Raw genomic sequence first — 25880 nt, forward strand, 5'->3', positions numbered from 1 at the left:
TCACTCCTTCTCTAAGGTACACTGCAGCGGATGCTGATTCTGGCGCGCCAGATCCATGACCTGGTTAACCTTGGTTTCCGCAATTTCGTAAGTGAACACACCACATACCCCAACACCTTTGCGGTGTACCTGAAGCATGATTTCGGTGGCCTCTTCCCGACCCTTTTCAAAAAACCTTTCCAGTACATGCACGACAAACTCCATCGGAGTGTAGTCGTCATTCAGCAACAGCACCTTGTACATGGACGGCTTTTTGGTTTTGGGCCGTGTCTTTGTTACGATCCCCGTGTTCGGCAGATCAGTGCCGTCATTATCCTGTTCAGTCATCGTCTACTTACCGGAACCCTTATTTCCTGCATGAACTTCATGATAGGTCATTGCCAGGCGCTTTCAAAGGCCGCAGCTTAAATTCATGTTACTAAACGTCTATCTTCCATTCATTTAGGCTAATAACGTTCCGCTGCAAGATCAGTTGACAAACTTCATGCATGCCGGAATTGGGCATGTGCAAAAACCCACAGGAATCCGCCCCTGCGCCCAGAAAAAAAGCGGGCATGACCAACTGCCATGCCCGCTACAATCTTCAAAATGAGGTCCGGTCGTCCGGGTATTTCCCATTCATTTCATAACAGCACCGGCCGCCTTGGACATCGCGTTAAAACTGTCGGTCATCGCCGCAAACATGATCTCCTGAACCTTTTCGCTTTCTGCGACCGTGCTTTCAACATAACGCGTCATGATTTTCGATTGAAGTTCCTGAATGTCGGATACGCTTTCTGCTTTGGTCAGCGCATCAATATCGGCTTGTGACGCTTCGATCTCGCGCTGCATCCAGGTCGCAAGCTCGGTGCCGATTCCACCGGTCTTTTCAAACAAGGCCATCGAAGTCTGCCAGAATTCCTCGACATTCTTCTGATGGGTTCCAAACAGTTCCTCGCACTGGGCAGCCATACGCGACCCGGCATCGGAAAACACATCCGATTGACCGGTCATGGTATCAAAAAGCTTGGTAAAGGCCTCGTTGGCAACCGACATGCTTTCTTCGAATGCATCAGTGCCTGCGGACATCATCGCATCGAGTTCCGGGGCTTTCCAAAGGGCAAGATACTTATCCATCGCATCCGGTGCCATGAACATCGCCCCAAAGCCGAATGCATCGTCAACCTTTGGCGAAGCCTTTGCCGGTTCGGAAACAGGCTTCGGCCCCGCCACCTTCGCGACAACCGGTTTCGGGGATTCTGTCATTGCCGGCTTTGCCGCTGTAACAGCAGCCACTTTTTTCGGGGCTGCTGCTTTTTTCGGGGCACTCGGCGTTGCGGCCTTTTTGGTTGCCGTCGCAGGCTTGCTTGATGTGGTCACGGTACGAGCCCTTTCAGTTTTGGCGGAGGATACCGGTTTAGGTGATGTCGCAACTGCTTTCGCGGCAGGCGGCGCCACATCGGACGTTGCAGTCGATGCCGGTGACTTAACAGGTGATTTGACAGCTGTTTTCGCCGTCTTTGCGGGTGAAGCTGTCTTTGGTTTGGTCGGCGATGCCATTTTCGCCACCGGCGAAGATTTTGGCACCTCCACCTTGGGCAAAGAAGGTTCTGAAACTGGCGCAGCCTGCTTCACCGGTTGTTGAGCGGGAATGTTCGCAGGCGCTGCATCCGGCAGCGGTTCACTGACATCAGCAGGAGAAGAAGCAGCTTTCGCTGGCGCATCAGCCGATCCAGCAGCCGTTGCTTCCTTTGTCGACGGCGCCGCCGGAGTTTCCGTTGCGACAGATGGAACCGAAGAACCATCACCCTGCTTTGCCGCCGCCTCGATCTCGGACGATGTCACCACCACCCGCTTGGCCGGGGCATCTTTTTCAGACGAGGCCGTCGATAGTGATGGTTTAGAATTTGATTTTAACGGCGCAGGCGCCGAGACAGCCGCAACGGGCTTTGCCCTGGCGGAAACAGATGTCTTTTTCCCTGATTTCGCGGAGGTCTTTTGTCGTGAAACAGCCATTGCCTCGAACCTCGTTCTTGCCGGGGCAAATGCCCCAATTTCATGCTGCATTGCAACATAACCCTAGATGGAATTAGCAACCAAGGTCAAGAACAGTTTGGTGACAAAATCGCGACTGACTTCTTTGGAAACACTCAAACTTTGCCTGCCGTTGGCAGCAACTCGGCAAAAACCCGGGTTTCACCAACGACTTAGCAAATGGAATAATTCCGCATCGCAACAGAACATAAAAAAACGGGGATACATTTTTTGCATCCCCGTTTCAAAAGCTCAGTGATCTGATCGGTGTTTAACGCAGCATGTTGCCACGTACCGTACGATAAAATGTACCAGACTCGTTATTCTGGACCGCATTCATCTGGGCAGCGGACTGTGAACGGGCCTTGTCCTTTGCGGGGGGCACGGGCAATTTCCGCTCAATGCTGGACAGTCCTGTCAGAACGTTCGGGAAATCAAGGGCACGCAAATCATCAACACCTGACATCCAGGTTCCAAGCGTCACATACCCCGACGAACAGCCAAGTGCGACCCAGTAATAATCATCAGAATAAAGACGAATACCGTCGCGCCCGGTCTGGGTTCCAAATCCGTCCTTCTGCAACGCGTCGGTAACAGCGATATAATCGTCATATCCAATGACATCAGTTGCAGCCTGCCCACCAAACGCACCAAGGGGCGCACTGATCTCGACATTAATTTCTTTCACTTGTGCCGGACCAAAGACACGCGTCGTCAGATCAAACTGCTGATTGCCCGATTTCGGATCAAGCTCGAACACACGCACTTCATCGTAATAATCAGCATTATAGATGACACGAATCCGGCCTTCTGCATCACCGGCCGAACAGGCCGTGCGCAGATCATCCGCATTCAGATACGAGAACCATGCGGACTTGCGCACCACCGGATTGCTGATGTCGCTATTTTGCGTAAATGCGCAACCGGCAAGCCCAACCGCAGCAAGCGTAACAACACCGATCCCCCTTAAACTGGCGCGATATGTACCTATCTTGTTGAGAAGTGGGGCGATTAATTTAACCATTCGATCCTCGATTTTTTGCCGATCTGGAGATATAAACATGACGTTCGCGCAAAAAGATGGTCACAGAATGGCCGCGATTAGAAAAGCCGAAATTTTCCGGACCTTAAACATTTGTTTAAGGCTGAAGTGCCAGACTGGTCTTATTTAGTTCTTGGGGACTACCGAAAGCCGAGCCCGAATAATGCGTTTAATGACCCCTTCCGGGCCAAATGCGTTGGCCAAGACACCACTTGTATCGCGCAGTCTTTTCCTGCGCGCCTGTATGGCTGCGTTTTTGTGTCTGACAGCAATCTGCCTTTCAGTAACGTTAACGCCAAATGCGGCGATGGCGCGAACCTATACGGCCATGGTAATTGATGGTGATACTGGCGACGTTCTTCATGAATATCGAGCAGATCACAAGGTTTATCCGGCATCTCTGACCAAGATCATGACGCTGTATATGCTGTTTGATGCTCTGGATAACGGCAAGGTATCCCTGTCGACCCCGATGAAAGTCTCCCAGCGCGCTTGGGGACAGGCACCATCGAAACTTGGCCTGAAAGCTGGTCAAACAATTTCGGTCAAGGATGCCATTCTTGCGCTGGTGACCAAATCGGCCAACGACATTGCCGTCGTTGTTGCCGAACATCTTGGCGGTACCGAAGTCAAATTTGCCCAGATGATGACCGCCGAGGCACGTCGCATTGGCATGAAACAGACCACGTTCCGCAATGCTTCGGGCCTTCCCAACCGCGGGCAGATGACCACCGCACGCGACATGATCAAACTGGCCGTTGCCCTGCGCAAGAATTTCGGCAGCTATTATCATTATTTTTCGACCCAGAAGTTCCGCTTTGGCAACCGCACTTACGGAAACCACAACAACCTTCTGGCGTCCTATTACGGCACCGACGGAATCAAGACCGGCTATATCAATGCATCGGGCTTTAACCTTGTCGCGTCGGTAAATCGCAATGGCAAGCGTCTGATCGGCGTTGTGTTTGGTGGCCGTACCGCGCGCACCCGTGACGACCAGATGAAGAAGCTTCTGGACCGCGCCTATGTTGATCTGCTTAAGGAAGGCGATGTTTCCGTTCCGCGCCCGCGTATCAGCCCGAACGATAAAATCCTGCCTGCTGATACCCAGTTGCTGATGGCAAAGCGTGAAACCATCCGCGAGGCAGAACAGCCGGGCCGTGTCGATACCCAAACGATCGTCACACGCATGAAACCGGACACCGACGGTGGTTGGGCCATTCAGGTTGGCGCATTCAGCGACCAACGCCGCGCACAGGAAGCCGTTCTGGCAGCAGCACGTACTGCCCCGGATGTCTTGCGTTTGACCCGTGCGGCGGTTGAGCAACAGGCAAGCGGCACCGGTGTTGTCTATCGCGCCCGACTTCTTGGTTTTGGCGGTGAAAGCGAAGCACGCGCCGCTTGCGCAGCCCTTCGTCGCGAAAACGTTGCCTGCATCCCGGTCAATGCCGGGGACGCCGGATAAGTTCGCAAATCAAATTCCGAATAAAACAAAGGCTGTCAGATTGCTCTGACAGCCTTTGTTTTTATCTTTACCGATACAATGTACGTATCGGTATCAAGCATTAATGGCCAGCACCGGGCGCAAAGAAATCATCCGACGCCAGACCGCTTTTGACCAGCTGATCGGTAACCTGCGCCTTAAGGCGGACCAGGCCCGCGTCATCACCTGCTTCGCAACGAGCAACGATTGCAGGCTGGGTGTTGGAGGCACGCAGCAACCACCAGCCGTCCTCGGTGCTGACACGCACACCATCAATCCCGCTGACTTCGGCACCGGCTTCGGCAAGACGTGCACGGACTTCTTCAATCAATGCAAATTTCCGATCATCCGGGCAATCGATGCGGGTTTCCGGTGTATTGACCGCAACCGGCATGGCTTCGCGCCAATCCGCAAGGCTTTTGCCGCTTTGGACCAGAATGCGATACAGGCGAACAGCGGCATAGGTTGCATCGTCATAGCCGTAATAACGTTCGGCAAAGAAGATATGGCCGCTCATTTCCCCGGCAATCGGTGCCTTGGCCTCGATCATCTTGGTCTTGATCAGCGAATGACCGGTTTTCCACATGATGGCATTGCCACCAAGGCGGTTAACCTCGTCAAACAGGGTCTGGCTTGCCTTAACGTCGGCAATGATTGATGCACCGGGCTGACGTTCAAGAACATCGGCCGCGTAAATCTGAAGCAACTGATCGCCCCAAAGAACGTTGCCATTACCATCAACCACACCAATACGATCACCATCACCGTCAAACGCAACACCCCAATCAGCGCTGTGTTTGGCAACCGCGGCCTTAAGGTCGACCAGATTTGCCTCAACCGTCGGGTCCGGATGATGGTTCGGGAAGTTGCCATCAATGTCATCAAACAGCAGATGATGCGTCCCCGGAAGCTTGGCAGTCAATTTGCGGACAACATCGCCCGCGGCACCATTCCCGCAATCCCAGACGATGGTCATCGGCTTCGGGACTTCACAATCCAGTTCGGCAAGAAGGCGCGTCACAAAACGATCTTCGACATCAATATCGGTCGCAGTGCCCTGCCCGGTTTCATAATCACCGGCTGCGGCAATCTTACCGAGTTCCTGAATGGCTTCGCCAAATACGGACTTGCCAGCATTCAACATTTTGAAGCCGTTGTAGTTCGACGGGTTATGCGACCCTGTCACCATAATGCCGGCATCGGTTTTTTCGTCATAAACCGTGAAATACAGCATCGGCGTCGGACCACGCCCGATACGAACAACGTCGCACCCGGTCGAAAGGATACCTTCGGCAAGCGCAGCCGCCAGTTCAGGCGAGCTTAACCGACCGTCACGGCCCAATGCTACGCGCTTGCCGCCGGAACGGCGCACCATGGTGCCAAAAGCCTTGCCCAGTGCATTGGCGTCTTCGGCATGAAGGGTATCACCGACAACACCGCGAACGTCATATTCACGCAATACGGAACGATCAAAATTATGTCCGGCGGAATTCGTCATAGTCAGAATTAGCCTCCAATATTTGCACGTCCGACACAGGAATAGCTGAAACCGCTTTCAGCCATTTCGGTCGGGTCATAAACGTTGCGCAGATCAACCACGATCGGATTTACCAGCGCATTCTTAACGCGCCCAAGATCCATACCGCGGAACTCGTTCCATTCAGTCAGAACGACCATTGCATCTGCACCTTCAAGCGCGTCATAGGCGCCATCGCAATATTCAATTCCGTCCAGAAGCTTTTTGGCCTCTGCCATTGCTTCGGGATCAAACGCCTTGATCTTTGCGCCCGCTGCAATCAGTGCCGGAACGATATCAAGGCTTGGCGCATCGCGCATATCATCGGTGTTGGGTTTGAATGCCAGACCAAGAATGCCGATGGTCTTGCCTTCGACCGAACCACCACATGCGGCGATCACGCGATCTGCCATCGCCTTTTTACGTTTGGCATTCACGTCGACCACTGTTTCGATGATACGAAGCGGGCTGCCATGTTCTTGTGCGGTACGCACAAGTGCCAGCGTATCTTTCGGGAAGCACGACCCGCCATAGCCCGGCCCCGGATGCAGGAATTTCTTGCCAATACGACCATCAAGGCCAATGCCACGGGCAACATCATGCACATCAGCACCAACCTTTTCACACAGATCGGCGATTTCGTTGATGAAGGTGATCTTGGCCGCCAGGAAAGTATTGGCCGCATATTTGATCATTTCCGAGGTTTCACGCGTGGTGAAAACAATCGGCGTTTCGATCAGATATAGCGGACGGTAAAGATCGGACATCACTTCGCGGGCGCGTTCGTCACTGGTACCGATTACGACACGATCGGGGCGCATGAAATCGCCAATCGCCGAACCTTCCCGCAAGAATTCCGGGTTCGAGACCACCGCAAAATCGGCGTCCGGACGGCGGGCACGGATAATACGTTCAACTTCGCGGCCCGTGCCAACCGGCACCGTCGATTTGGTGACAATAACTGTGAAACCTTCCATCGCATCGGCGATTTCTTCGGCAGCAGCATAGACATAGCTGAGATCGGCATGACCGTCGCCACGACGGGTCGGCGTGCCAACGGCGATAAAGACGGCATCCGCCCCCTTCACACCTTCCTTAAGGTCGGTCGTAAAGGTCAGGCGGCCTGCCTTGACGTTGTTTTCAACCAGAACATCCAGACCAGGCTCGTAGATCGGCATGATACCGTCTTCGAGACGGTTGATTTTTTCCACGTCCTTGTCGACACAGATCACGTCTGTACCGAATTCAGAGAAACAGGCACCGGATACAAGTCCAACATATCCGGTCCCGATCATTGCTACGCGCATGGAGGTATAATCCTAGTAAGTGGGAACCGACCGAAACAGAATATCAAGACATTCCGGTCGGTTATCATTGAAATCAAAAGATTATTCTGCTGCTTCGCCAGCAGCAAATTCATGGATGAGTTCACGGACGTCATCACGCATGTCATCACGCGCAAGGGCAAATGCCATGGTCGCACGCAGGAAGCCGATCTTGTTGCCGCAATCGAAACGTCGGCCTTCGAAACGATAACCGTAGAACGGCACATGACCGATCATTGCGGCAAGGGCATCGGTCAGCTGAATTTCGTTACCAGCACCACGCGGAATATTTTCCAGCACCTCGAAGATACCCGGATCAAGGATGTAGCGACCAATTGCCGACAGGGTCGAGGGCGCATCTTCGGGCTTTGGCTTTTCCACCATGCCACATGCACTGACCAGACGGCCGTTCGTGCCTTCGACCTCAAGAACGCCATAACGCTGGGTTTCTTCGCGCGGAACATCCATGACAGCAACCATGTTACCGCCCGTACGGCCGTAACTTTCAACCATCTGCTTCATGCAGGGCGTTTTGGCCTGAATAAGGTCATCTGCCAGCAGCACAACGAACGGCTCGTCCCCGACAAGAGATTTGGCACACAGAACAGCATGACCCAAGCCAAGCGGATTACCCTGGCGAGTATAGGTCACACGACCATTTTCCGGGATCATCGACAAAGCCAGGTCCAAGGCATCGGTCTTACCGCGCTCGGTCAGAATGGCTTCAAGTTCGGCTGAACGGTCAAAGTGATCTTCGATCGCGGTCTTGCCACGACCTGTCACGAAAATGAATTCTTCAATACCGGCAGCAATCGCCTCTTCGACAGCGTATTGGATAAGGGGCTTATCAACAACGGGCAGCATTTCCTTTGGCATTGCCTTTGTCGCAGGCAAAAAGCGGGTCCCCATCCCTGCAACCGGAAAAACAGCCTTTTTGATTTTCTTCGACATTCAATCATATCCCTTTTCAACCGCTGCACGCTCGTTTGTATCGAAAGTGCCGCATATATGCTTCTGCCACACTTCCAGAACTTGGATCAAGCAAGCCTGCGCATAATTCACGCTAATCTTTACATAGCCGTAACAAAAGGCTTCGGGCGTCATTGATTTTGGCGGCCAGATAGTCAGATCCACCATGATCGGGATGAACCGCCTTGATCTGGATCTTGTAGGCCCGGTCAATCTCCTTGCGGGTTGCATTTGCCCCCACACCGAGGATCTTTCGGGCTTCCTCGACACTCATATCCGCCTTGCTGTTACTCCTGTTACGATCATGGTTTTCATAGCCATCATTACGTTCGCTTCCCCCGGAATGCGCATCATGATTGCCGTGTTTTGTTCCGGGCCATTCCTGCCATCCCTGACAATCGGGACGACGGTCAAAATAGGCCTCAAGAACTGTCCGGCTTTGGTCAGTCGCACGACAACAGTCAACAAAAAGCAACCGCAGGTCGTCAACCCCCAAGCTGTCTAAATCTGCACCGGCATAAGGTCCGGTCAAAACCGTTCCTTTCATTTGTCCGGTTTCAAGATCAAGCAGCATATGCAAAATTTCCGTTCGAATTTCGGATATTTTACCCGCACCAGCAGAACCTTGTGATGCTCCCCCCATGTTACCCGGACGGGCACGACGGCGGGAATGAGCAAATATCCGACGAAACAATGGCCACAAAAAACCAAGCTTCATCATCCGAATTAAAAATGGCAATGTTGCGGCCAAAGCTGCTGACATTGCGGCAATTTTTCCGGTCAAAAGCAGCCATGCTGCCAAAATTACCAGGACTGCAACGATCAGGATCAATCCGACTTTACGGATGTCTTTTGGTTCGGCCTCTGTCATCCATCGGATGAAGAACCCCACTGCAACGAAAACAGCAATTCCAATCAAAAACCACTGCATCAACGCGGCTTTCGCAATTGATGACCAAGGCGAAGAACATCCTCGGAACCGGTTTTCTTTTGATAGACGGCAAGACCATCCTGTCCGCCAACCGCATAACTTGCCACCGCGCCAAGCAGGCGGCGCAGTTTTGCAGCCGAACTGTGATCAAATTGCATAAAGGCACCACCGGTTATGCGGGCAATTTCGCCAAAGGCGAAACTGGCATCCTTGTCATAACCTTCCTGAAACATGAACGCCTTTACCCCCTTAAGCGCCAGGTTGCCTGCAATCGGGGCCAGATGATCGGGGTTTTCTTCAATGCAGTCACCAACATAGATCAAGGCATCGATCTTTTTGTCATTGGCTTCGCGTTCGACATGGGCCAGAACGCGCTCGATCTGGGTGTGGCCAGCATGGCAACTTACCTTGGTGATATAGTTGCGCAGCGTATTGGCATTGCGACACCATCCACTGGCCTTGCATTCCGACAGCCCGCGAAAGAAAACCAGCTGGATATCAAGTGACCCAAGCCCGTCAACGGCGTCAAACAGCTCGGCCTGAATTTCAGCCGCCCTGTCCCAGCTTGGCTGACGGCTTGCAGTCGCATCCATGGCAAAGATCAGTCGACCTTGCGTTGGGCCCGACGCCGGCGCACGCACAGAAAGGTCGCGCGCACGGTTCAGAAAGTCATTCACTTCCTGCGTGCTTGACGTGTCGGCGATAATGTCTTTGCGAACCAAGGAAACCTGCCTGTTCTACATTCTGTCCGGGCACCTTCACAAGTGCCCCCTAGATATAGGCCACAGACAGTTAGATCGGCAACTCTTCGCCCTCGGCCGGTTTGAAGCCGATCACTTCCAGCAGGGAACGGACCTCCTGACGGGCCGCCATATGTGACATGCTCATCGGAATACCAACCCCCTTTTCGCGAAGATCAAGCAAGGTCAAACCTTTGAGGAAAAGCTCGCGATAGATCACGCGCTCGCCAAATCCGGGGGCCTGACGGAACCGGATACGATCGGCCAGTTTGTCAACGATTTCGGCGATGTCGCGTTTATTGCGGGCATCGAGATGCGACAAACGGTTGCGCATAACGATCCAGTCAATAGTCCCGCCATCAATCGCCGCACGACGTTTGCGCGCATCCCACACCATTTCGGCATAGATGCTGGGACCCTTGATCGCCAGACTGTCAGGGTCGATGCGGGCAAGCATATCAAGATCAATGAAGCTGTCATTGATCGGGGTGATCAGTGTATCGGCGCAGGCATGGGCAAGCCGCGAGAGGTAATTGTCACTGCCCGGGCAATCCATCACGACAAAACTGCAATTCAACACCATCTCGCCAAGGGCAGTCGTAAAACGTTCGCGCTCGTCAAGCTTGGCTTCATTGGCGTCGGGCAACTCGCTGCGGTAAATCGGGCGGTGATCCGGCAATGGCAGCTTAAGGCGCTTTTTGTCATTAAACGCCGCGCGGTTTTCGACATAACGGGTCAGGGTTCCCTGACGGGCGTCAATATCAAGCGATCCGACCTTGAATCCCATTTTCATCAGGGAAACGATCAGATGCATCGCGGTTGTCGATTTGCCCGACCCGCCTTTTTCGTTACCAATAACGATCACATGGGCGCGGTTGGACTGCGGTTGTTTGTCCGTCGCAGTCTGCTGGCCTGCGCTGTCCCCGCTTGCGCTGGTCTCTTGCACCGTCATGAATGTTTGCTCCGTTATTCAGGCTTATTGGTTCTGTCCCCACGACCAATCTTCCCCCAATGAGCCACTTTACCGGTAAAAATCAAGGTAAAAGAAACCCATCTTGAAAATGTCCGAAGACTGACCTCTAGCCAATCTAGGAACACAAAGGTAAAGATAAGGGTAGCGCAACGCAAAAATGCGCCTGAAAACAAAATGAAAGGACACGATGTGGGGTATCGGGCGACAGTGATTGGCGGCATTTTTGCCGGCTTGGTAATTTCAGCCTCGCACGCGGCCTTCGCGCAGCAAGCTGGCGGGTTTGAACAAATTCCCGACACTCAAAGCCCCGTCACGTTTTCCACCAGCATCGATGGCCAGACTGCCTTTTTGCGGCAGTATCGCGACAACAGCACGGTATTTGTCGGTCGCTGGTTTGCACCCCGCACCCAGAACGAACCGCAAAATGCGGCAAGTGATCTGTATCTCGAAACCGTCTACACCACGTCTGCGCCGGGCTTTAAGTTCAGTACCGCCATGGCACCGGAACGGCTTTTGGAAATGTTCGATACCCTAAAGGATCGAACAAGCATCAATGGCGTAAACTTTGTCCAGGATACCCGTTATGGACCGGTTGCGATGGCACCCTTCATTCGCCAGGGATCGCAATGTATTGCATTTGTCGGTCAATGGGACCCGCAAACACAAGCCCAGCGCGGTAGCAGAATATTGGGATATTATTGTACCCCCGCCCGTGTTCAGGCGCAAAACGGAGCCCTGTCCCCGCAATCCTTCATTCCGATGATTGATGCCCAGGAATTTGCAGCATCGTTCTTTGGCCGGATGATGATCGCACTACCGGAAAATGCACCGGCAACAACCGAAGTCGCTGCCACCGGGGATGTTGCACCGTCGGCTGAAACCGGTGCTTTACCACCCAGCGACGGCATTGCGATTATCACAAACTGGCAAGGTGTTCGCGGCACCGGAAAATTGCTTTTTGACCAGCCATCAGGCGAAGGAACCATGATACTCGATGACGCCCAGCGCCATTGCGAAGGCATCTGGCGTCATGAAGGTGGGGCATATGAAACCAGTACATTGCCGTTCGGCAGCTGGTATGTTTACTGCAATGACAGCAGCTTTGCCCGCGGCTATTACACCAGTGAAAGCGCTGCATCCGTGACCGGCGACGGTCAGGATAATCAGGGTCAGGCGGTCTATTTCCGCCAGAACAACTGATGACCATCCAGATACAAGAACCCGAATTTCCGCCCGAGAGTTAAGACCAAAATGACCGCAGATATCCAAACCATCGTCATCGGCGCCGGCGTCGTCGGACTGGCCTGTGCACGTTCTCTTGCCCGCACCGGCCGCGAAGTCCTGATCATTGAACAGCATGATTCCATTGGTACCGAAACAAGCGCACGTAACAGCGAAGTCATTCATGCTGGCATCTATTATCCGAAGGGCAGCCTGAAGGCCAAACTGTGTGTATCGGGCCGCGAGATGCTGTATCGCTATTGCGCAGAAAACGGCATTAGCCACAAACGGACCGGCAAACTGATTGTTGCGACTGCCGAAGATCAGTTGGAAGCCCTGCGCGGCATTGAACACAAGGCCCGCGAAAATGGCGTAGAAGACCTTGTCTGGCTTTCCCAGACCGAGGCACTCGAACGTGAACCGGCCCTGAACTGTGTTGGTGCCCTTAACAGCCCGTCAACAGGGATCGTTGACTCACATCAGCTGATGGTCACCTTGCTGGGCGAAGCGGAAAATCATGGCGCAACGCTTGCCCTGAATTCAAAAGTCACATCAGTGGATTACGCGAATGGTCTTTATAGCGTGACCACATGTGATGCCGATGGCGAGGAAATGAGCCTGACCTGCGCGGAACTGATTGTCGCAGGCGGCTTGCACACTCAAACCATCGGCCGAAACTTTACCGGCCTTGGTCAGGATACTGTTCCCCCGCAGCATTATGCGCGGGGCTGTTACTTTACCCTGTCGGGCAAGGCACCATTTTCGACCCTGATCTATCCGGCACCGGAACAGGCCGGGCTTGGTATTCATCTGACGCTCGATCTGGGCGGTCAGGCGCGGTTTGGCCCGGATGTAACCTGGGTCGACCAACCCAACTATGACGTTCCCGAGGAACGCCGAGCTGCATTTGCCGAAGCGATCCGGAAATACTATCCGGACCTGAACGAAGATGCGCTTCAAACCGGCTATGCCGGCGTTCGCCCAAAAATCCAGGCCCCCGGCGAAGCTGCCCGCGACTTCATGATCGCCGGCGAAAAGTCGCACGGTCTTAATGGACTTGTAATGCTCTATGGTATTGAATCACCTGGCCTGACAGCATCCCTTGCAATCGGGGAACAGGTCGCAAACCTGATCACGCAACAAGGCGAAGTTTTGGCGGCATCCTGATGCCGTCTGAGATAAACAGCGGCGGGTAAATTATGGTCAAACGGCGCCAGGACATGACATCGCAAAACAGGGGTACAATCGCAGAACAAGAAACGCTGCGATCCGGCCCGGACTTGTCCCGTCGTCGTTTTCTGGCTGGCAGCGCGCTGGGACTTGGCAGTGCGATATTGGCATCCCGTCCGTTTTCCCTGCACGCCCAGCAACTTGAACCGTTTATTCCAGCCCCAAATAGCCTGAGCAACGGCAGAAACCTTGACTCAGATAACGGCAAACCCCGTGTTCAGTTCACCGAGGAAATGCGTTCCTACGTCATTGCGATCAGTCGCTGGGCAAAAAGCTATCGCAATGACTTTTCAGTCATCGCAATGAACGGGCTGGAACTGACCGAGTTTCTTGAAACCACATTGTTTGCAACCCGTGGCACAGCCGAGCCCGCACGTGATTATTTGCGTGCCCTTGATGGCATTCTGAGCGAGGCGCCGTTTTACGGATATGAGCATTACGGCGAAAAGACCAAGGAAGCAGAAACCAAGTATATCCTTGGCTATCTGGAACGGCTTAAATATGAAGGCCTGCAATATCTGGTCGTTGATTACACGAACAATTCCGATGAAATGCAGGCCGCACGCGAACAATTGTCTGGTCTGGACGCGCTTTATTACGCAGCCCCCCCGCCCGGAAAGCAGCTTTCGAGCCTGGCCAAAGTTCCCAGAACACCGATCGGATCGAACCCGCATGTCATCGATAATCTAAGGCAGGCCAAGAACTTTGCATTGGTCTTGGACAGCTCGCCCTATGGTACCAAAGAAGCCTATCTGGATGCGCTTGTTGAAACCAACTATGACACGCTGATCATTGATCCGTTCCACCGCGGTACCATCCCGCTGACCTATGATGACATGAAGCGGCTGCGCTATAAAAGGACCGGCACACCGCGCACGATTATGGCCTATCTCAATATCGGGACAGCCGAAACATTCCGGTATTACTGGAAAAGCAACTGGCGCACCGGATCACCCGACTTTATCGGCGAAGGCAATCTTCTGTCGCGTTGGGGGCAGGAACATCACGTTTATTTCTGGAAGCGTGAATGGCAAAACCTGATTTATGGCAGCGAAGGAAGCTACCTTGGCGGCATCATGAAACTGGGCTTTGACGGCGTGCTTTTGGGTGGGCTTGATGAATATGCCTGGTGGCAGGATTACTGAACCGCACCGCCCCTACTTCATCACGAATTTATGATGGTTCTCTTGTCAAAAATCACCGCCTGATATTTGACGACTTGGTCATGCTTGGGCACTGTAGCGCATCGATAAAACATGATCTGCGCTGTAGACACAGGAGGCAAGTTTGTCCGAGCCCATCATTCATTATTTCTTTGTTCAATCACCCTGGTCATTTTTCGGATTTCGCCGTGCGGTCGACATCACAAAGAAGCACAACACAACAATCATCCATAAGCCGTGTCGTGCCGCCGATGTCTGGGAGCATGGTGGTGGCGTGCCGCTGGCAAAACGCCCCAAACCCCGTCAGGATTACCGGCTGGTTGAACTAAAACGCTGGTCCGAGTTCCTTGGCATTCCGATCAACCTGCATCCCAAATTCTTTCCGGTCGATGAGGCCCTTGCAGCACGAACAATCATTGCGGCTCAGGAAGATGGCAAGGACGTCTCCCAACTGACGGAGACCCTGATGGGCGATATCTGGTTGCGTGAACGCGATATTGCCGATCCGGCAATTGTCCGCGAAGCCCTGATCTCGTGCGGATTATCGCCGGAGTATCTTGAAAACGCGGACCTTCCCGAAACCACCGCAACCTATGACAGCAACAGCCAGTCTGCACGCGACCACAATATCTTTGGCGTCCCGACCTATTTTATTGGCAATGAAATGTTCTGGGGACAGGATCGTCTTGATTTTGTTGATCGCGCGCTCGGCTGACCGGATTGGTTAAAATTGATCTTCAGGCCTGAAAACGAACGGGGCGGGAAATTTTCCAATTTTCCCGCCCCGTTCGTTTTGGTTTTTGATCAGATCAGTAACCAGATTTCTTGTCCGTTTAGCCAAGGCGTTTGACGTGATCGACAACAAACCCGTCACAAGACGGATAAGTGTTTTCGATCATGGCAAGGGCCTTGATCTCGTCGCATGCTGCGATCTCACGGGTCTGCACATCCGCCCAGCGGTCGTCAAAGATATCGTGGGAACGGTTTTCTTTGACGCATTCGCGAACGGCTTGGTTGTGCAGCTCAACTTCGAAAACGGTCTGGCGATGGTCTGTAAATGCAGACATTTCCGCCGATCTCCTTACTTTTGTCCGTCGGCGCCGCCCAGACGCCGTCGTGTCCTGAACAGGGAATCTCAACCACAAGATACCCAACCATCAGTTTACGTTTCGTGCCTTAACGAGCCGTAAATCGTCCGGTTGATTTGTATTTCTAGGTTAATTGCTCCTGTTTCAAGTGCGAAAATGTCATGGCTGCATCACCCTGCAACGCCCGCCCTACACCAATCAGCAGAAATCACGCCCGAATTGCTGTTCTGGAAAATAAATGGTCTGTCCCGATCCCCCAATTAATCGCCAAAGACGATTTTGAAAGCCAAATATCAGAAGAAAAAAGAATCACCCGGATGACCGATTTGAGTAATTTTCCCTCCAGAATTTTTGCTGCACCGCACAGGTCGCGAAATAATATTTCAAACCGCATCCGCAATGATCATAAAATTCCACCCCGGCCTTCCTGCCCCAACCGAAACGTTCTTTTTTCAGGTTGCGATGAATTTGAAATTGATCCGGCGGCCAATGCATCAAACATAAAAGAATAAGCAGGCAAAAGCCTGCACCAGAACAATGATGCTGCCAGGAGGCTGCAATAGGATGAACGTCTTTTCCGATACCGCATTTGATGGCCATGAACAGGTCGTGTTTGCCAATGACAAAGCCACTGGCCTGAAAACCATCATCGCCGTCCACAACACCAATCTTGGTCCGTCGCTTGGTGGTTGTCGCATGTGGCCCTATGCCAGCGAACAGGAAGCCATTCATGATGTGCTTCGCCTGTCACGCGGCATGACTTACAAGTCTGCCCTTGCCAACCTTCCACTTGGCGGCGGCAAATCCGTGATTATTGGCGACCCCAGAAGCCAGAAAACACCGGAACTGTTCCGCGCCATGGGTCGCGCCGTTGAACAGGTTGGCGGACGCTACATCGTTGCCGAAGATGTTGGCACCAGCCCCGAAGACATGGAACAAATCGCAAGCCAGACCAAACATGTTGGCGGCATCAATGATGGCTCTGACCCGGCCCGAACCGGCGACCCGTCACCCTTCACGGCCTATGGCGTTTTCATCGGCCTGAAGGAAGCAGTACGCTTTAAACTAGGCACCGATAACCTGACAGGTATGCGCGTTGCTGTTCAGGGCCTTGGTCATGTCGGATATCACCTGTGCCGCATGCTTCATGAAGCCGGTGCGAAACTGATTGTTGCGGACCTTAACAACAACAGTGTGGCCGCTGCGGTGAACGAGTTTGGCGCCAAGGCCGTTTCCGTCGAGGATATCCTTGCCGCAGATGCGGATATTCTTGCCCCTTGCGCGCTGGGTGGCATCATTAATGATCGCAGCATTGATACCCTCAAGGCCGGGATCATCGCCGGGGCGTCGAACAATCAGCTCCAACATGATCGCCATGGCGAAATGCTGCGTGAAAAGGGCGTTCTTTATGCACCTGATTATGTGATCAATGCCGGCGGTGTGGTTGAAGTCCATTATTGCCGCGAAGGCAAATCGGTTGCCGAAACCAACAAGCATATCGAAGGCATCGCCAGCACCGTGCGCGAAATATTTGAACGCGCCAAACAGCAAAACCTGTCGACCGGCTTTGTCGCTGATCGTTTGGCAGAAGAACGCTTTGGCCTGATCCGCAAAGCAGCCTGATCTTCCGCATCGTTTCGGGATTAAAACCGGCAAACAAAAAGGCGAGGCCCAAACGGCTTCGCCTTTTTCATATCCTGATCGGATCGGGTGATTTTATTCTGCTGCAATCGGCGCGATATTCGCGGTCACCGCTGCTGCATCCTCGCAATCGCAATTGCCACAGGTTTTCGCCTGAAGCAGTTCAGCGCGCATGTGACAGGCACATTTACCACATTGTGGTGCGCAGCCGTGGAAGCGGAATACTTCTGCCGGACGTGTTGCACCACCTTCTTCGGCGGCACGACGGACGTCTTTTTCCCTTAGCGCGTTGCAGATGCAGACATACATAGGTGCGATTGCAATCAGTTATTAATTACGTGCACTCACATCTAAGGTAACTGCGAATAGTTTTCAAACACTTTCGCAAACTTTGCAGATAAAAAATTCCCCGCAGAGTTTAATCTCTGCGGGGAATTTTCGAAAAACTGTTTACTTACAGTAAGATCAGGCAACGCTGATGTGGCTTACCACTTTGGTCACACCTTTGATCCGGCGCACGATGGAAAGCACCTTATTGAGCTCTTCCTCGGTCTGCGCTTCACCCATCATGTAGACGATATTCTGTACCGACTGCCAACGATAGTTGACCGAGCTCACACCTTTTTCGGCCAATAACAATGCCTTGATCTGGCTTTCGATCCAGACGTCAGACACCGACTGGGTGGCCGAATCCGTTGGTACGGCGTTCTTGCCATATTCATCTTCTGCCTTGTGATAGGAATCGATGGTTTCCTGATCGGCGATCACAAGATGATCATAAACATTCTTGATGCGGGTATCCTGTTTGACCAGCGAGGTCACATCATAATATTTGCCTTTGGAATCGACCATGCCGGTTACCATGACATTCTGTTTCCAGATGTCGACATTCACATCCATCAGATAGGTATGATCGACCTTGGAGAACTCGCCAAGGATGCCTGACTTGATCTGGGTATCAAGCCACTGATCATTGCCGGTACGGTCTTCAAGCGGCATTTGAAGCGGCCCGCAAGCGGCAAGAGGCGCTGCCAAAACTGCACAGACAGATATGGTCTTCAACACACTGCGCAAGCCTCGGTTAACCTTGATCATCAATGTTCTCCTTTTCATGCCGTTGGCATGGTTCAAAATGATGGCGGTCTGTATCTGCCCTGATCATGTGATCTAAAAAGACCAACGCGGCAAACCCCGATCTGTTCCTGTTTTATCTATCGCAATGAAATTTGACAAAAAAAAGCCCGCCATAAAAAACTGCGGCACCGCACCTTACATAACCGAACATGAATAAAAGAAAAATGGACCGGAAATTTCTTTCCGGTCCAAAGTCTAGATATTGCTATCTTGCAGGCTCATCATCCGGTTTCCCGGACCTTTTCTGATCCAGCTTTCGTTACAGCCAGATCAATTCTCGTCCATCGACATCAGGGATGCGTTGCCCCCTGCGGCCGTGGTGTTAATCGTGATGGTTTTTTCCGTGGCAAAGCGATGCAGGAAAGCTTCATCAGGAAGTGCACCGTCATCCTCGGTACCACTGTCAGAAATCAGCGACAGGATTGCGCCATCGCGTTTGGCCAGAAGCTGCTTGAATGATGTGACGCGATCAAGCGATGCTACACAGGACACACCGGCAATATCGCCATCATACATGGCACCCAGACCGGTATTGGTGCCAACCGCCTTGACCAGCTTGGCCGGAAGGCCTGCCTCGATCACCAGTGCCGGAATGTCGCCCAGCCATTTCTGATCACCTGCCAGAATAACCGCGTTACCAGCAGCAAGTGCGGCACCAAGATGGCGGATCACACGGGTTGGTTCGGCCTCCTTGTCGACCTGCACCAGATAGACACCACGACCAAGGCAATAAAGGTCATTGGTTTCACCGGTCGGCCCAGGCATCCGTTTGGGGGCAACGAAACCGTTTTCCGAAAGGGCGGCAAAGTTGGCAACGTGGTTTGCCCCACCGGCCAGCTCTTCCTTGCCCGATGCGTTCAGTTTCGCCGCAAGCTTTTCCAGAATACGGACACGTTCATTACCATCCACAGCCTGCCATTCTTCCTGTGCTGCCAACATTGCGGCATATTCACTGGACGGAATGACATCCTTGACGATGATCGGTGCGCGATCGTCAGAAACCGGATCGGAAGCCACACTATTGGCAACGGCAATCGGTTTGGCGAAACGTTCGACATAGTGCGGACCACCGGCTTTTGGACCGGTTCCCGACTTGCCCTGCCCGCCAAATGGCTGCACACCAACCACGGCACCGATCATGTTACGGTTCACATAGCAGTTGCCAACACGCAGCTTCTGCGAAATCTGGCGCACGGTGCCGTCAATACGGGAATGGATACCCATGGTCAGGCCATAGCCGGACGCATTGATCTGATCAAGAACCTTGTCAAGATCACGCGCCTTGAACCGAACGACGTGCACAACCGGCCCGAAGACTTCGCGTTCAAGAACATCAATCGACGGAATTTCAAAGCAATGCGGCGCAAAGAATGTACCGTCATTGCATTCCGGCAGAACGTCACAGGCATGAAGCAGCTTGGCTTCTTTTTTCATTCGCTCGGCATGGGCTTCGAGGGTTTTGCGCGATTTCTCGTCAATCACCGGACCGACATCGATATCAAGGAACTTCGGATCACCGACCCGCAGCTCTTTCATCGCACCAACCAGCATGTGGCAAAGCTTGTCTGCGATATCTTCCTGAACGAACAGGACACGCAGGGCCGAGCAACGCTGACCAGCGGACTGGAAGCCGGAAATGATCGCGTCCTGCACCACCTGTTCCGGCAATGCGGTCGAGTCAACGATCATGGCGTTCTGGCCACCAGTTTCCGCAATCAGAGGCAACGGAACGCCCGGACGCTTTGCCAGCGCCTGGTTGATCACCTGTGCGGTTTCGGTCGAACCGGTAAAGGCCACACCTGCAATGCGCGGATCATTGATCAGTTGATTACCAATCACACGCCCCGGCCCGGGGACCAGATTGAATGCGGCACCGGGAACACCTGCTTCAAGGATCAGCTCTGCGGCACGGGCGGCAACCAGTGAAGTCTGCTCTGCCGGTTTGGCAATGACAGCATTACCTGCTGCCAGTGCAGCGGTCACCTGACCAAGGAAGATCGCAAGCGGGAAGTTCCACGGGCTGATACAAACGATCACACCACGGCCTTCAAGTGCGGTTCCCTCGCGGAAGGTTTCCTCGGCGCGGTTAGCGTAGTAGCGGCAGAAATCAACCGCTTCGCGAACTTCGGCAACACCATCGGAATAAAGCTTGCCTGCTTCGCGCTGGCACAGGGCGATAAACTCGTCCATGTTTTCTTCAAGCAGATCACCCAAACGACGCAATGCGGCCGCACGGTCAGAAGCCGGTGTTCTATTCCAGACTTCATACCCTTTGACAGCAGCAACCACTGCGGCTTCGACGTCGTCAGAAGTTGCCTGAACCAGATCACCGACCTTTTCGCCAAGCTTCGCCGGATTGACGACATCAACCGGCGTACCTGAAACAAGCTTGCCGTCAATCAGCGGCGCGGCATTCCAGGTCTTGCCCTGAATTTCGGCAAGCTTGGCATTCAGCGGAAGCAACTTGTTGGTATCAGTCAGATCGATACCGCACGAATTGACGCGGCCCGCACCATAAAGATCAACCGGTGCCGGGATCTTCGGATGACCTTTGCGCGGAAGTGCGGCCATCTTTTCGATCGGATCGGCGATCATTTCTTCGATCGGCAGCTGTTCATCCTGAATACGATTCACAAAGCTGGTGTTTGCACCGTTTTCCAAAAGACGACGCACCAAATAGGCCAGAAGGTCTTCATGGGTGCCGACCGGGGCATAGACACGGCATGGAACATTTTCACCGGCCTTGTCGACGATCTGCTCATAAAGCGCTTCGCCCATGCCATGCAGGCGCTGGAATTCAAACGTGCGGTCATTGCCCGCCATTTCCAGAACCGATGCCACCGTGTGGGCATTGTGGCTTGCGAACTGGCAATAAAAAGCATCGCGGCGTGACAGCATCAGCTTGGCACAGGCCAGATAAGAAACGTCGGTCGAAGCTTTACGCGTAAAGCACGGATAGCCCTCAAAGCCGTTTTCCTGGCTGAATTTTACTTCGGTATCCCAATAGGCACCTTTCACAAGGCGCACCATCATTTTGCGACCGACCTGAACCGACAAATCAGCCAGCCATTCCAGAACGTAATAAGCACGTTTCTGATAGGCCTGCACCGCCAGACCATAGCCTTCCCAGCCATCCAGTTCCGGATCAGCAAACACAGCACCAATCACATCAAGCGACAGGTCAAGGCGGTTGGCTTCCTCGGCATCAACCGTGAAGCCGATATCGTACTTCTTGGCGAGGAGTGCCAATTGTTTAAGGCGCGGGATCAGTTCATTTTTGACGCGCTCGTAATTGGCAAAGTCATAGCGCGGATGGATCGCCGACAGCTTGACCGAGATACCCGGGCTGTTGATCGGACCACGGCCATTGGCGACGCGGCCAATGTCATGGATCGCGATTTCATATGCCTTGTAGTAACGGTCAGCATCTTCCATGGTGCGGGCGGCTTCGCCCAGCATGTCATAGGAATAGCGATAGCCTTTTTCCTCATTCACTTTGGCGCGTTCGGATGCCTCGTCAATGGTGCGGCCCATAACGAACTGGCGCCCCATGATGCGCATGGCATGGTTGAAGGCCTTGCGAATGACCGGCTCGCCCGAACGGGCGATCATGCGTTTAAGCAAACGGCCCGGATCGGCCTTTTCCGCCTTGCCAAACTTGATGACCTTACCGGTCAGCATCAAGCCCCAGGTCGAGGCATTGACAAAGAAACTGTCTGAATTGCCCAGATGGCTTTGCCAGTTCGCGTCAAACAGCTTGTCCTGAATAAGTTTGTCGGCGGTTACCGCATCGGGCACACGAAGCAGGGCTTCGGCCAGGCACATCAGAATGACGCCCTCTTTGCTCGACAATTCATATTCATGAAGCAACGCGTCGATGCCGCTTTTGCCGTTGTCGGCTTTGCGGACATTGGCGACCAGCTGATAGGCACGTGACTGCACACGTGCCGTCTCCTCGGTCGTCAGACGGGCTTTTTCGATCAGGCGTTCGACCGCAGATTCTTCGTCGGCACGATAAGCGTCGCGGATCTGGCTACGGATGGCATTTGGTTGGGGCAATTCAGCGCGGAACATCTAGTTCGACCTCTCCCTGTATTATTGACTGTCTCTGACCCCACAAGCAGCACAATGCACTACCTTCAGAGCCTGATGGCACCTCTATGACGACAGACATTATTATTTCACCCAAAAAATGTGCTGCCAATTTTTCAAGAAATACGATATATCATCCAAACAATTCGCCTTTGTGCAGTCACAAACACTGGTAAGTCATTTAATATGCAGAAGAACCAAAAAAGCCTCGACAAGATCGACAAACAGATCCTGCGCGAACTTCAGAACGACGGACGCATGTCCAATGTCGAGCTTTCCCGTCGCGTCAATCTTAGCCCGACACCATGCCTTGAACGCGTTCGCCGCCTTGAACAGCACGGCTTTATTACCGGCTATATGGCGACCCTTGACCCGCGCAAACTCAATCAATCACTGGTCGTGTTCGTTGAAATCACGCTTGATCGCACCACGCCGGATGTTTTTGACGTCTTTGCCGCAGCAATCCGCAAGCTGCCGGAAATCGAAGAATGTCACATGGTCGCAGGCGGCTTCGATTATCTGGCAAAACTTCGGGTTGAAGATATGTATGCCTATCGCGAGTTCCTTGAACGCCTGTCATCGGTACAGGGCGTCAGCCAGACTCATACATATGTCGTCATGGAAGAAGTAAAAGTGCGTCCGGGCATCACAATCCCCTGATCATCTGCTTTTTGGTTGCTTTGCAATAGCTTAATGCCGCACAATCGCGGCAACACAGACAGGATAAAACTCTGTCACAACCGGCTATTGCCCATAAGAAACCAAACAAAGCAGGTGAAGGAACATGTCCGAGGTCAGTTTCTATTTCGATTTCTCTTCACCCTACGGTTACCTTGCAGCCGAACGGATGGAAGAATTCGAATCGCGTGTCGGGGTTACCGTAATCTGGCGCCCCTTCATGATCGGAGCCGCATTCAAACATACCGGCCAAACGCCACTTCTCAGCCAACCGATTCGCGGCAAGTATTTCCGCCACGACATGGAACGGTGCGCACGCCTGCAAGGGACACCGTTCAACATCCCGGAAAACTTCCCCTATTCCGCCCTTGTGCCGACGCGGGCCTTTTACTGGCTTGATTCGCGATCCCCGGCACTGGCACGCCGGTTTGCCAAGGATATCTATCGTGGCTATTTCGCCGACGGGCTGGATATGGCAAACCCGGAAAACGTCTTTGCCGCGGCGACCCGCCATTCCATCAATCCCGGTGAAATGCGCCTGGCGGTCGAATCGCAACGCTGGAAAGATCGCACACGCGAAGTCACCGACGAGGCCATTGCCCTTGGTGCATTCGGCTCCCCCTTCTTCTTTTATGAAGATGAACCGTTTTTCGGGAATGACCGGCTAGATCAGCTGGAACAGTGGATTTCACTGCGCCGAAGCACAGCAGACAACCAATCCATCTAGGATTGCCACGGCCAAACGCCAACAACCGCAATCAGCACGACCCGACCACTGGATTTCACGAAATCCGGTGCAATATGGATATGGAATACGGTGTCGCCCGGACCGGCACACCGGATCACCCAAACGTAAAAACCGCAGAAAACTGCGAATAACGGTTGAACTTATTGTATATATACAATTCCGGTACTGAAATACCGATTTAATATTGACGCTTACGTAAACTTACCCCATAACAACCTCATGAACGCCACTCACTCGGGCGCAATTTTGCCCATAACAAACGGTGTAGACGGACAATGACGGTACTGAAATCTGCGGTAAATTCCCGTTCGGAAGAATTCCGCAACAATGCCGAACACATGGAAAAGCTGGTTGCCGATCTGCGTGACCAGATCGCGACAGTCAAACTTGGTGGCGGGGAACGCGCACGCGACCGGCATACAAGCCGCGGAAAACTGTTGCCGCGTGAACGTATTCGCCAGCTTCTTGATATCGGCTCCCCGTTCCTTGAACTTTCCCAGCTTGCCGCATACGGCATGTATGGTGACGAGGATGTCCCGGCAGCAGGCATCATTACAGGCATCGGTCGTGTTTCGGGTGTTGAATGCGTCATTGTCGCCAACGATGCGACGGTCAAGGGTGGTTCCTACTATCCGATGACTGTCAAAAAGCATCTTCGTGCACAGGAAATCGCGCTGGAAAACAATCTGCCCTGTATCTATCTGGTCGATAGTGGCGGCGCCAACTTGCCCCGTCAGGATGATGTTTTCCCTGACCGCGATCATTTCGGGCGCATCTTCTTTAATCAGGCAACCATGTCATCCAAGGGCATCCCGCAGATTGCCGTTGTCATGGGATCCTGCACCGCGGGTGGTGCGTATGTTCCCGCCATGTCCGATGAAAGCATCATCGTTCGCAAACAGGGCACTATTTTCTTGGGTGGCCCACCGCTGGTAAAGGCCGCGACTGGCGAAGTCGTCTCGGCCGAAGACCTTGGTGGTGCGGACGTTCATTGCAAAACATCGGGTGTGACCGACCATTATGCACAGGATGACAATCACGCGCTTTCGATTGCACGCGACATTGTCAAAAACCTAAACTGGACCAAGAATCCCGGCCTGACTTTGACCGAACCCCGCGCCCCGGCCTATGACCCGCGCGAGATTTATGGTGTGGTTCCAACCGACACCAAGAAACCCTATGACGTGCGCGAAATCATTGCGCGCATCGTCGACGGTTCTGAGTTTGATGAATTCAAGGCCCAGTACGGTACGACCCTTGTTACCGGCTTTGCCCGCATTTTTGGCTATCCGGTCGGGATCATTGCAAATAACGGCATCCTGTTTTCCGAAAGCGCGCTTAAAGGTGCGCATTTCATCGAACTTTGCGCACAGCGCGGAATTCCGCTGGTGTTCCTGCAAAACATCACCGGCTTTATGATTGGCCGCAAATATGAAAGCGGCGGCATTGCCAAGGACGGTGCAAAGCTTGTTACAGCCGTTGCCACCGCAAATGTGCCGAAATTCACCGTTCTGATCGGTGGATCGTTTGGCGCTGGCAACTATGGCATGTGCGGCCGCGCCTATAGCCCGCGCTTCCTGTGGATGTGGCCAAATGCCCGCATCTCGGTCATGGGCGGCGAACAGGCAGCAAATGTATTGACGCAAATTCGTGCCGATGCGGCTGAAAAGCGCGGTGAAACCTGGCCCAAAGCAGAACAGGAAGCCTTCAAGGCCCCGATCCGCGACCAGTATGAAGAACAGGGGCATCCCTATTATGCGTCTGCGCGCCTGTGGGATGATGGTGTGATTGATCCGGCCGATACCCGCATGGTTCTTGGCCTTGGCCTGTCGGCGGCACTGAACAAACCGGTCGAAGAAACCCGGTTTGGCGTCTTCAGAATGTGAGGCCGCC

25 protein-coding genes are annotated in these 25880 nt (G+C 53.2%); 12 read left to right on the forward strand and 13 right to left on the reverse strand.

The genetic code is table 11. The annotated features are described in order from the left end of the window. On the reverse strand, window positions 1-327 hold the full coding sequence (gene clpS / locus TH19_RS16570; protein WP_008890601.1) for an ATP-dependent Clp protease adapter ClpS: 327 nt from the start codon (window positions 325-327) through the stop codon (window positions 1-3). Window positions 328-618: 291 nt separating this feature from the next. Further along, a complete protein-coding gene (locus tag TH19_RS16575; RefSeq protein ID WP_181846451.1) occupies window positions 619-1359 on the reverse strand; it encodes a phasin family protein in 741 nt (246 codons plus the stop codon). A 19-nt stretch (window positions 1360-1378) separates the two neighbouring features. Between TH19_RS16575 and TH19_RS22780 the strand changes: the two genes are divergently transcribed. Together TH19_RS22780 and TH19_RS16580 are read left to right on the forward strand one after the other, a co-directional pair. Continuing rightward, on the forward strand, window positions 1379-1624 hold the full coding sequence (locus TH19_RS22780) for a hypothetical protein (protein ID WP_181846452.1): 246 nt from the start codon (window positions 1379-1381) through the stop codon (window positions 1622-1624). A gap of 6 nt (window positions 1625-1630) precedes the next feature. After that, the gene (locus tag TH19_RS16580; RefSeq protein ID WP_114103481.1) at window positions 1631-2056 is read left to right on the forward strand and encodes a hypothetical protein; all 426 of its coding nucleotides are present in this window, start codon (window positions 1631-1633) and stop codon (window positions 2054-2056) included. Window positions 2057-2284: 228 nt separating this feature from the next. Here TH19_RS16580 and TH19_RS16585 read toward each other — a convergent pair whose 3' ends face one another. Further along, window positions 2285-3037, reverse strand: a complete 753-nt coding sequence (locus tag TH19_RS16585; protein WP_258548004.1) for a hypothetical protein — start codon at window positions 3035-3037, stop codon at window positions 2285-2287. 181 nt (window positions 3038-3218) lie between these two features. On the opposite strand from TH19_RS16585, the gene TH19_RS16590 reads away from it, so the two are divergent. Then, a complete protein-coding gene (locus tag TH19_RS16590; protein ID WP_258548005.1) occupies window positions 3219-4520 on the forward strand; it encodes a D-alanyl-D-alanine carboxypeptidase family protein in 1302 nt (433 codons plus the stop codon). 100 nt (window positions 4521-4620) lie between these two features. Here TH19_RS16590 and pgmG read toward each other — a convergent pair whose 3' ends face one another. The 6 genes from pgmG to TH19_RS16620 all read right to left on the reverse strand — a co-directional run bounded on the left by pgmG (window position 4621) and on the right by TH19_RS16620 (window position 10971). Further along, a complete protein-coding gene (pgmG, locus tag TH19_RS16595; protein WP_114103482.1) occupies window positions 4621-6036 on the reverse strand; it encodes a phosphoglucomutase/phosphomannomutase PgmG in 1416 nt (471 codons plus the stop codon). Between the two features lie 8 nt (window positions 6037-6044). Beyond that, window positions 6045-7361, reverse strand: coding sequence for a UDP-glucose dehydrogenase family protein (locus tag TH19_RS16600; protein WP_114103483.1), 1317 nt, complete (start codon window positions 7359-7361; stop codon window positions 6045-6047). Window positions 7362-7442: 81 nt separating this feature from the next. After that, the gene (galU, locus tag TH19_RS16605; RefSeq protein WP_114103484.1) at window positions 7443-8330 is read right to left on the reverse strand and encodes a UTP--glucose-1-phosphate uridylyltransferase GalU; all 888 of its coding nucleotides are present in this window, start codon (window positions 8328-8330) and stop codon (window positions 7443-7445) included. A 112-nt stretch (window positions 8331-8442) separates the two neighbouring features. Next, window positions 8443-8922: a J domain-containing protein gene (locus TH19_RS23105; protein ID WP_258548006.1), complete on the reverse strand. Its 480-nt coding sequence runs from the start codon at window positions 8920-8922 to the stop codon at window positions 8443-8445. Between the two features lie 356 nt (window positions 8923-9278). Then, window positions 9279-10001: a VWA domain-containing protein gene (locus TH19_RS16615; RefSeq protein ID WP_114103486.1), complete on the reverse strand. Its 723-nt coding sequence runs from the start codon at window positions 9999-10001 to the stop codon at window positions 9279-9281. 70 nt (window positions 10002-10071) lie between these two features. Further along, the gene (locus tag TH19_RS16620) at window positions 10072-10971 is read right to left on the reverse strand and encodes a division plane positioning ATPase MipZ (RefSeq protein ID WP_114103487.1); all 900 of its coding nucleotides are present in this window, start codon (window positions 10969-10971) and stop codon (window positions 10072-10074) included. 195 nt (window positions 10972-11166) lie between these two features. Between TH19_RS16620 and TH19_RS16625 the strand changes: the two genes are divergently transcribed. The 4 genes from TH19_RS16625 to TH19_RS16640 all read left to right on the forward strand — a co-directional run bounded on the left by TH19_RS16625 (window position 11167) and on the right by TH19_RS16640 (window position 15321). Next, on the forward strand, window positions 11167-12192 hold the full coding sequence (locus TH19_RS16625) for a hypothetical protein (RefSeq protein WP_258548007.1): 1026 nt from the start codon (window positions 11167-11169) through the stop codon (window positions 12190-12192). Between the two features lie 51 nt (window positions 12193-12243). Further along, entirely contained in the window at window positions 12244-13380 is a 1137-nt protein-coding gene (locus TH19_RS16630) for an NAD(P)/FAD-dependent oxidoreductase (protein ID WP_114103489.1), read from the forward strand. Window positions 13381-13412: 32 nt separating this feature from the next. Then, a complete protein-coding gene (locus TH19_RS16635; RefSeq protein ID WP_114103490.1) occupies window positions 13413-14588 on the forward strand; it encodes an endo alpha-1,4 polygalactosaminidase in 1176 nt (391 codons plus the stop codon). 142 nt (window positions 14589-14730) lie between these two features. Continuing rightward, window positions 14731-15321 carry a 2-hydroxychromene-2-carboxylate isomerase gene (locus tag TH19_RS16640; RefSeq protein ID WP_114103491.1) on the forward strand — a complete coding sequence of 197 codons (591 nt, stop codon included), beginning with the start codon at window positions 14731-14733 and terminating at the stop codon, window positions 15319-15321. Window positions 15322-15439: 118 nt separating this feature from the next. Here the strand turns inward: TH19_RS16640 and TH19_RS16645 are convergent, their stop codons facing one another. Further along, window positions 15440-15673 carry a hypothetical protein gene (locus TH19_RS16645; protein ID WP_114103492.1) on the reverse strand — a complete coding sequence of 78 codons (234 nt, stop codon included), beginning with the start codon at window positions 15671-15673 and terminating at the stop codon, window positions 15440-15442. Between the two features lie 182 nt (window positions 15674-15855). Here TH19_RS16645 and TH19_RS22435 point away from each other — a divergent pair, with 182 nt between their 5' ends. Both TH19_RS22435 and TH19_RS16655 read left to right on the forward strand, forming a co-directional pair. After that, window positions 15856-16206, forward strand: coding sequence for a hypothetical protein (locus TH19_RS22435; protein ID WP_147250784.1), 351 nt, complete (start codon window positions 15856-15858; stop codon window positions 16204-16206). A gap of 52 nt (window positions 16207-16258) precedes the next feature. Continuing rightward, the gene (locus TH19_RS16655; RefSeq protein WP_114103494.1) at window positions 16259-17317 is read left to right on the forward strand and encodes a Glu/Leu/Phe/Val dehydrogenase dimerization domain-containing protein; all 1059 of its coding nucleotides are present in this window, start codon (window positions 16259-16261) and stop codon (window positions 17315-17317) included. A gap of 93 nt (window positions 17318-17410) precedes the next feature. Here TH19_RS16655 and TH19_RS16660 read toward each other — a convergent pair whose 3' ends face one another. From TH19_RS16660 to putA, 3 genes are all read right to left on the reverse strand, one after another. Next, a complete protein-coding gene (locus TH19_RS16660) occupies window positions 17411-17644 on the reverse strand; it encodes a (2Fe-2S)-binding protein (protein ID WP_114103495.1) in 234 nt (77 codons plus the stop codon). Between the two features lie 156 nt (window positions 17645-17800). After that, window positions 17801-18430 (reverse strand): BON domain-containing protein, encoded by a 630-nt coding sequence (locus TH19_RS16665; protein WP_114103496.1) that lies wholly within the window; start codon window positions 18428-18430, stop codon window positions 17801-17803. Between the two features lie 309 nt (window positions 18431-18739). Further along, on the reverse strand, window positions 18740-22543 hold the full coding sequence (gene putA / locus TH19_RS16670) for a bifunctional proline dehydrogenase/L-glutamate gamma-semialdehyde dehydrogenase PutA (protein ID WP_114103497.1): 3804 nt from the start codon (window positions 22541-22543) through the stop codon (window positions 18740-18742). A gap of 204 nt (window positions 22544-22747) precedes the next feature. Here putA and TH19_RS16675 point away from each other — a divergent pair, with 204 nt between their 5' ends. From TH19_RS16675 to TH19_RS16685, 3 genes are all read left to right on the forward strand, one after another. Further along, window positions 22748-23221 (forward strand): Lrp/AsnC ligand binding domain-containing protein, encoded by a 474-nt coding sequence (locus TH19_RS16675; protein WP_068518581.1) that lies wholly within the window; start codon window positions 22748-22750, stop codon window positions 23219-23221. A gap of 124 nt (window positions 23222-23345) precedes the next feature. Then, window positions 23346-23966, forward strand: a complete 621-nt coding sequence (locus tag TH19_RS16680) for a 2-hydroxychromene-2-carboxylate isomerase (protein WP_114103498.1) — start codon at window positions 23346-23348, stop codon at window positions 23964-23966. Window positions 23967-24262: 296 nt separating this feature from the next. Further along, window positions 24263-25873, forward strand: a complete 1611-nt coding sequence (locus tag TH19_RS16685) for a carboxyl transferase domain-containing protein (protein ID WP_114103499.1) — start codon at window positions 24263-24265, stop codon at window positions 25871-25873. Window positions 25874-25880: the final 7 nt, after the last annotated feature.

Origin of the sequence: Thalassospira profundimaris, from assembly GCF_003326675.1 — a bacterium.
GTDB lineage: Bacteria > Pseudomonadota > Alphaproteobacteria > Rhodospirillales > Thalassospiraceae > Thalassospira > Thalassospira aquimaris.